We start from the raw sequence: 8,016 nt of genomic DNA, 5'->3' as shown, positions 1-8,016 counted from the left end.
ACGGCACGGCGCAACAAGGAAAACAAGGGGAGAGAACTMAGCGGCGCTTAGGTGTGGTCGTCCAATATCCGAAGGCTTGGATAGCCAATCGATTGAAATTCAGCGCGCGCGAAACCCCAAGACAAGGGGCCGGATCACCAGACCGTGAGGATCGCCCGCTTCTATCCTTTCTCGACGATCCGATGGTTGGCGGCGCCGGTTTTCCCGTTTTCTGCCTCTTCCCGGGCGACCATTGCCTCCAGCATCCGCCGCATACGCACCGGGCCCACATCCACTTCAAACAAAGCCGGCTTCAGCGACCAGAAGTCAGCATCGCCGATGGCCCGCTGTTGCGCTTCCAGGATTGGTTTGTCCTGGTCGAAGAAGGCGATGCGGCGAAGCTTCGCAAGTTCGATGTCGAACTCCGGGGCAAGCGTTTCCCTGGGAAGACGTGCCGAGGCGAAGTAGTAGTGAGTMGTTCGTGCAGTCTGGGGAGTCAGAATGTGCACGCCGTAGTACCACGCGCCGTGCTCGCGGGATTCGCCCGGGGCGTGTACGCCCGTATCCAGCAGGAACGCCGAAGGGGGATTCCATCGCATGTTATTCCACATATCGACGGGCTTGCCGTCCCCTCGGAAAAGCAGATCAAACACCTTGGGTATCTGAATATTGGGCATCCAGCGGTCGACCTGCAATCCCCCATCGGCTTCCCGCACGGTTGGCAACCCACGGGCCATTTCAGGACTGCCCAGCAAGCCACTGTGCAGGAAGGGGACATGGCTCAGATCGAGCAGATTCTCTCCCAGCAGTTCGTAGTCCGCCTCCATGACGAAGTAGCCCCGTGAGGTTTCATAGCCGCTCTCGCCATCAAGCACACTGTAGTCGGGTATGAGACTCTCATCGGCCGGCTTGTCGCCCATCCAGACCCATAGCATCTGGTGGCGGTCCACCGCGGGGAAGGCCCGCACTCGCGCAGCGGCGGGAATCCTTCCTTCGCCATGCGGGTTGTGCACGCAACGGCCGGTGCAATCGAATTGCAGGCCATGGTAGCAACACTCCACGATGTCGCCGTGGAGTGTGCCCATGTGCAGCGGAATGAAGCGGTGCGGACAGCGGTCAAGCAAGGCAACCGGCTGGCCGTCGCCTCGACGATAGAACACAAGTCCTTCGTCCAGTAATGTCCGATGGAACATCTCGCCTGCCTTCACTTCGTCGGACCAAGCCGCGACATACCAGGCGTTCTTTACGTAATTCATTTTGATTTATCCATTGAGGAGTGAAAGCGCGCGCCGTAGTGGGCGGCCAGCCGGCCTTTCACAGGTCCAGGACCAGCATTTCGCCTTTTGAACGGGAACAGCAGGGAGTGAACTGATCATTCCGGGCGTGCTCGGCGTCAGTAAAATAGTGGTCACGGTGATCCAATTCCCCTTCCAGCACGCGTGTCACGCATGTGCCACACACGCCTTGCTCGCAGGACACGGGGATTTCGACGCCTCGTTCTGCCAGCGCAACGGCCACGGATTTGTCCGCCGCGATTCGATAGACCCTGCCGGTACTATTTATCTTCACATCGAAGGCCTTGTCCTCTTCTGCCCCGCCGACAGCCGCGCCGAAGTACTCGTAGTGAATKAACGGCGCTTGCCAGCCCTGCGCGCGCGCGGTGGACAGGACKAACTCGAGGAAACCCGCGGGGCCACATACGTAGAGATGCGTTTCKGGGTCGGGATTTCGCAAGAGCGCGACGATATCCAGCTTCTGATCGTCGGGCCCATCGTCAAAGTGGAACATGACCTKGGCGGAAAACGCAGACGTCGAAATACGCTCAGCGAACGCAGTACGTTGCCGCGATCGGGTGCAATAGTGCATCTCGAAAGGTGCACCTATGCTGGAAAGACTTTCTGCCATGCACAGAATCGGGGTTACGCCGATTCCACCGGCCAACAACAATGAACGCTTGGCCGCGTGCTCAAGCGGAAAGTGATTTCTTGGTTCGCTGACGTGAAGAAGATCGCCTTCCTGGATGCCGTCGTGCATGGCGACGGATCCACCACGCGAGCCGGGATCCCGCAGGACGCCGATCTGATAATGCGCGGTTTCATTCGCGGCGTTGCATAGCGAGTACTGGCGCACCAGCCCCGATGGACCGTGGACGTCGATATGCGAGCCGGCGGAAAACGCGGGAAGCGACTTGCCGGATGGATCCACTAGCACGAACGAGCAGATATCGACGGCTTCGTCGGCCTTATGTGCCACTTTCAGAGTCAGTAGGGGGGCGTTCATGATGCGTGCGAGATAAGTCTAATCATTGGTTATTGGGGGCGGCGCACTGACTCACGTATGGGCCAATATAGTCTGTGACCACCTTGCTTCAATTCGCGAATCCGATGGAGCCATTCGGCGGCMCCACCATTTCGCGCGAGTCATGGTCATTTGGTTTCGGCTCGATTTGAAGTTGCCATACCGATTTGAGTTGGGCCTGCGCCAAGGCCCATTGGATCCTTGCCGGTCAGGTAGTTCGGCGCCAACACATGCCCGCTTGGGACCTTCCGCTCCGGGAGGCGGCAGCGTGTTCCGCCAGCCCATCGTGATGGCGGAACACGCCGAAGAAATCGGGGATATATCGCTCGCCCCTGTCAGAAACGGCTGAAAGTGAYGCCGACGACGTCCGCGCCAGGGCATGCCTCGATAGGTGTCCATGCATGTTTGTCTCCTCACCCACTGTCGTTTGCAACAATATTAAACGCGTGCAACCAAAATGGAGACTAGGGTTTTCACTTACGAATTGCACCCGTGACTCTCGTTGACTTCTCGCGCCCTCATAAAATATAGTTGCATTCATATAACGTAGTTGCACACAACAGCAGGCGATGGAGACGAACGATGGGATTTGCGACCGAAGAAGCGCCTAAAGCACCACAATTCTGTCTGACGCTATGCGCCGTCGGGGCCGGGCCGAAATTGGGGTTCGGCCTCATGGGAGTGTTCAACCTTGCACGCGGATCGCTGKACCTTGCCGACGCGCACCGCTGCGCAGCCCTAACAGGCGGACCAGGTAGCTTTACGCTCKGTGTGGCCGGTCCAGCCGCTCTCTTGATGCCGGCGGGCTTGCCCATGGAGCAACTCGCGCCGCGCCATCCATATGGGCGCGCCCGCTTAGACCAGCTTCTTGCGGCCACCCAAGGCACGGTGATGCCCGCTCGCGGAGTCGATGCGGCACGCCCTTCTGCCCTGGTTCTTGCACTGGGTGCGGCTCTCGCAGCCATTTCCGGCGCGCTGACTGCGCCGGTCGAAGGGCACCAGTTCTTTGCGAACCGAAACCTCCCCGGCGTGCTTGATCCGGGCAATACGACTGCCCTCTACGCGGCGCTAGTTGCCGTGCTTCTTGTCATGTGGATTGCAACCCGGATGACGAATGCACGTTTTTCGGTGTCGCGCTGCAAGGCGCTTGTGATAGCGAGCGTCGGATAAAGGCGCCTGGCTTTGAGACGTTTCAATATCGCCTCGTAGGCCCGGCAACTCCTACCGGCCTCGCCGGATTGGCCGTGTGTGGCGAAACATAGTAAGGATTTTTCATGACTTTTCTTAGAAACTATTGGTATGTGGCGGCGATCGCCGAAGAGGTGCCGGCAGGTGGCATGTTGGCCAGGAGAATCTGCGACGAACCTGTCGTACTGTTCCGCGGTACCGACGGATCCGTAGCGGCGCTTGAAGACCTTTGCTGTCACCGCCGATATCCTCTCAGCAAGGGACAGGTCGAAGGTTGMTCAATTCGCTGTGGCTATCATGGAATGGTGTTCAACCAGGAGGGCCAGTGCACGGAGATTCCAGGCCAKACGGCAATTCCCAAGAATGCCTATGTCAAGCGGTATCAGGTCGTCGAGCGCTACCACTGGATCTGGATCTGGATTGGCGACGACGAACTCGCAAACCCGGACAACATTCCGGACTATCACTGGTTTGACGACCCAAACTGGCGCGGAAAGTCCACTCGTTTCCATGTCAACGCCAGCTTCAAGCTCATTGTCGAGAATCTACTCGACCTGAGCCATCTGAGCTTCGTGCATAAATCGACCATTGGGAATAAAGCGGTGGTCGACGAAGCCAAGGTAACGTTCGATCGAGGCGAAAGCGAAGTTCGCGTGAATCGATGGATGCGCAACGTGCCTCCCCCGCCCTCCTATGTGCGCGCTGCGGTGATTCCGTTCGAGCGGGTCGACCGTTGGCAGATCATCCACTTCATGCCACCCGCGTTCTGTCGGCTATATGTCGGGGCAATGAAGCCGGGCATGACACCAGAGGAAGCCGCGAACGCCCGGAAGATGGAGTGGTTGAATCTGAATGCCATGACCCCGGAGACGGAGCACACGACGCATTACTTCTGGGGTCAGGTTCACAACCACGACCTGGACAAGCCTGAAGTTACCGAGCTCATATTTCGGGAAGTCGAAACTGCATTTACGGAAGACAGGGAAGTGTTCGAAGAGCAGCACAAGGCAAGAGAGGGCCGCGTGATCGATCGCCCCGAAGTCAACACGCTCGCTGATGCAGGCTCGCTTCACGCGGCACGGGTCATCGACAGGCTGTTGCGCGAACAATCCGAAGGCTCCGCACAACMGGTCCTGCCAAGTCAGCTGCTGTACGGGCCACGCTGGTAGCCTGGGTTGCGCGGTKGCAGTTGCAATAGAGTATTAATCAAGGGGACGGTAATGGCAGCGAACAGAGGTGTGGTGTATGTCGGCCCCGGGAAAGTCGAGGTGCAGGCTATCGCTTTTCCTGACTTGGTAGAACCGAACGGGAGAAAGGCAAATCATGGGGTGGTGCTTCGTGTGGTATCCACCAATATCTGCGGGTCGGATCAGCACATGGTTCGTGGTCGCACGACCGCTCCTGCGGGGTTGGTTCTGGGTCACGAAATTACGGGCGAAGTCATCGACATCGGCTCTGACGTCACAACGCTCCAGAGAGGCGACCTGGTCTCCGTACCGTTCAACGTGGCTTGCGGACGCTGCCCGATGTGCAAGGCGCAKAACACTGGCGTATGTTTGAGTGTGAATCCGGGTCGTCCCGGCGGTGCGTATGGCTATGTAGACATGGGTGGCTGGATTGGCGGCCAGGCCGAATATGTCATGGTGCCGTACGCAGACTTCAATCTGCTGAAGTTCCCGGATCGCGATCGGGCGATGAGCAAGATAAGGGATCTCACCTGCTTATCCGATATTCTGCCAACCGGGTACCACGGTGCGGTAACGGCAGGAGTTGGTCCCGGGGCAACCGTGTACGTGGCCGGTGCCGGGCCTGTGGGGATGGCCGCCGCCGCATCGGCGCGGCTCCTGGGCGCTGCAGTGACTATCGTGGGAGATGTGAACAAGGCTCGCCTGGAACATGCGCGGCGCGTTGGCTTTCAGACTGTGGATCTTTCCGAAGACGCATCCCTTGGAGAGCAAATCGCTGAGATTCTAGGCGAGCCAGAAGTCGATTGTGCGATTGACTGCGTTGGATTCGAAGCGCGCGGACACGGCCATAGCGGCTCGCAGACCGAAGCGCCGGCAACAGTCCTGAACTCGTTGATGGAGGTGACGCGTGTTGCAGGCAAGATTGGCATTCCCGGGCTTTATGTTACCGACGACCCAGGTGCGACCGACCCGGCCGCGCAGCGCGGAAGCCTGTCGGTCCGTCTTGGCTTGGGCTGGGCAAAGTMGCATAGCTTCTTTACTGGTCAAACGCCCGTAATGAAGTACAACCGAAACCTGATGCAGGCCATCCTTTGGGATCGAATCCAGATCGCGGAAATTGTGAATGTCCAGGTTATCAGTCTGGCCCAGGCGCCTGAAGGCTACGCCCAGTTCGATTCCGGGGTCGCGAAGAAGTTTGTGATCGATCCACATGGAATGCTGGCCAAGGCCGCCTGAACGGGCGCTCGGCCGGCTGACCGCGCAATGCTTGAATTGCCTTCCAACAATTCAGACTGACGCAAGAGAAGACGGGCTTGAAGGACATTGCCTGGAAATATCGGAGCGATGTTCGTAACAGCCCGGCCATCGCCGTCTTGACACAATAGCGGGAGTTGCTGGTGCAGTTGTGAGGGAGGATCGAGCTCTGTTGAACACTATACGGCTAGTCGCAACATGGGAATAATCCGCCAAAAGTAGATAGCCGGGTAACCGTCAAGGTGGATACCGATGTGAGAGCAAAAGCCAGGACCACCGGCTTCATCGTCGGGCCGCACTTCCGCGCGATCGAAGGCCTGCCGATCGTCTGCTTATTGACTTCACCGGAAGGAGATATGTGTGAAGAACTCAATCCACTGCTCTTGGTCAATCGAATCGCCGACTATTACGAGATGGGAATCAGAGAAAGAGTTTGAGGTCGCGGCCAGGGCCGCCAGAAACGAACTGAAGCTGGCCCATGCACGTGCAGATGCAGACCTCTTCCATGCACTTAGAAACACGGCGTCGATGGATTTGCGCGCCATCTCGAATACTCAGGCAAACTTTGCGCGGGCATTGGCGATGGCCAGTGAGAACTATCATAAGGCGCTTGCAAATGCTGAAAGGCTACGGCTCTATGCTACTTCAATCACAGACACGCCGATCGGTAGTGGGGCACCGCAGGAAGCCCAAGACCCATTTCTTGACGTGGTAATGGGACTAGCGATGCAACTCGCGGCCKAACTCACTTTCAGCCTTCTTCGCGTCTCGGGCCGAAATCGGCACTCAGAGTGCCTGTAATTTAGCCAGGCTGCGGCGCACCATTAGACTCAGCAGTTSGATGAAGGGGCATTCCCGACCGCGGCACGATGCTGCCGTCGCGCTCATTGACCCACGGCGGCATCGCTCCAGCCAATCTGGCGGCTCAGCCGGGTGGTCAGCTCCAACAAGGCCTGCACGACGTGGCCGTCGATCATGTCGTCCATACGACCAATCGGACCGATGACGGAGATCGCCGCAACGGGCACATTMGAACGGTCGAGAACAGGTGAGGCGACGGCAGTGAACCCTGCGAGCAAGGTGCCAGAGGCCACTGCGAATCTCGAAGCCCGGATGTTCTGCAAAGCGGCGTCCAGATCGAAGTCCGGCCGTGTCGGCGCCCAGGCGCCAACACCATTTTCAGCCTCCCGCTCGAGCAACGACTGGGTCGCGCTGCGCGGCAGGAAAGCGGCGTAGACGAGCCCGATCGCCGATGACAAGAGCGGGAGCACGCTACCAACGCGAATCTCGAGAACCGTTCGATTCCGGCCGTCCACACGGTCCACGATCGTCGGTCCGTGCGTTCCCCAGACGGCAAGGAATGTCGTGTAGCCCAAGGCATCCGAGAGGGCGACCATCTCCCCATGGCTGGACCGCACCACATCTACCTTTTCCAGTGCCGCCAGGCCCAATTTCAATGCCGCGGGGCCAAGACTGTACCGGCCATTGCTCGGATCCTGTGAAACCAGACCCAGATCGAGAAAACTCACCAGGTAGAATCGCAGCTTGCTTGCAGCCATGCCCGTTGCCGCAGCCAGGTCCTTGAGCGCGAGAGGTCCCGGCGCCTCGACGATCTTCTCMAGCACTTCGAAGCCGATGACAATCGACTGAATGCCGCGGGCCTTGCGGTCGGAGGATTCCAGGGATGCTTCGTCGAAGTTAGAGGTCATGCTAGAAATGGGCGATTACTGATCCGACAGGCGGCGACTGCCGAGAGGCGCGCGTACCGTGGTGCACGATCATACACGCACGGCGCAAAAGTCAACAATTGTGCCCATTGATGTGGAAGCCCTGCTCGTCTGGCGCGCTGTGCGTCGCGCCCTTCGCTTGTGGCGCAAGCGATACGCGCGCCACCGGAAGCGGGCAATGCAGTTTATCAGTCAGGCTGGTGAAGGGAACTGCCCCGCCCGCCGATCACGAAACGGCCTTCGGGGTCGCGGTCCTGCCCGGCACCGGCTAGTACAACATCCCGTAAATAGCTTGAATAAATAATCGCCTCGGATATCATGGCGGGATGAGTCGAGGCCGCCATGCAACGCCTGTGAAGTTGGCGAAGAAAGAAAGACAGGAA

General features: G+C 58.6%; 8 protein-coding genes. 4 read left to right on the top strand and 4 right to left on the bottom strand.

Translation table 11 applies throughout. The features are described from left to right. Positions 1 to 161: 161 nt before the first annotated feature. Together AC1DKV_RS39660 and AC1DKV_RS39655 are read right to left on the bottom strand one after the other, a co-directional pair. Positions 162 to 1,235, bottom strand: a complete 1,074-nt coding sequence (locus AC1DKV_RS39660; RefSeq protein ID WP_441616525.1) for an aromatic ring-hydroxylating dioxygenase subunit alpha — start codon at positions 1,233 to 1,235, stop codon at positions 162 to 164. 58 nt (positions 1,236 to 1,293) lie between these two features. Then, positions 1,294 to 2,259, bottom strand: coding sequence for a PDR/VanB family oxidoreductase (locus AC1DKV_RS39655; RefSeq protein ID WP_477139652.1), 966 nt, complete (start codon positions 2,257 to 2,259; stop codon positions 1,294 to 1,296). Positions 2,260 to 2,859: 600 nt separating this feature from the next. Here AC1DKV_RS39655 and AC1DKV_RS39650 point away from each other — a divergent pair. The 4 genes from AC1DKV_RS39650 to AC1DKV_RS39635 all read left to right on the top strand — a co-directional run bounded on the left by AC1DKV_RS39650 (position 2,860) and on the right by AC1DKV_RS39635 (position 6,343). After that, positions 2,860 to 3,447: a hypothetical protein gene (locus AC1DKV_RS39650; protein ID WP_477139651.1), complete on the top strand. Its 588-nt coding sequence runs from the start codon at positions 2,860 to 2,862 to the stop codon at positions 3,445 to 3,447. A 104-nt stretch (positions 3,448 to 3,551) separates the two neighbouring features. Next, positions 3,552 to 4,634, top strand: a complete 1,083-nt coding sequence (locus AC1DKV_RS39645) for an aromatic ring-hydroxylating dioxygenase subunit alpha (RefSeq protein WP_477139650.1) — start codon at positions 3,552 to 3,554, stop codon at positions 4,632 to 4,634. Between the two features lie 51 nt (positions 4,635 to 4,685). Next, entirely contained in the window at positions 4,686 to 5,888 is a 1,203-nt protein-coding gene (gene fdhA / locus AC1DKV_RS39640; protein ID WP_477139649.1) for a formaldehyde dehydrogenase, glutathione-independent, read from the top strand. Between the two features lie 272 nt (positions 5,889 to 6,160). Further along, on the top strand, positions 6,161 to 6,343 hold the full coding sequence (locus tag AC1DKV_RS39635) for a hypothetical protein (protein ID WP_477139648.1): 183 nt from the start codon (positions 6,161 to 6,163) through the stop codon (positions 6,341 to 6,343). A 447-nt stretch (positions 6,344 to 6,790) separates the two neighbouring features. On the opposite strand, the gene AC1DKV_RS39630 is transcribed toward AC1DKV_RS39635, so the two are convergent. Next, a complete protein-coding gene (locus AC1DKV_RS39630; protein WP_441616513.1) occupies positions 6,791 to 7,615 on the bottom strand; it encodes an IclR family transcriptional regulator in 825 nt (274 codons plus the stop codon). Between the two features lie 206 nt (positions 7,616 to 7,821). Beyond that, positions 7,822 to 8,016: hypothetical protein (locus tag AC1DKV_RS39625; protein ID WP_477139647.1), on the bottom strand; the 195-nt coding region annotated here is incomplete at its 5' end.

It is taken from the genome of Cupriavidus sp. 05T41 (genome assembly GCF_056396525.1).
Note: the sequence above shows the minus strand (reverse complement) of the source record. Positions and strands in the feature narration are given on the sequence as shown.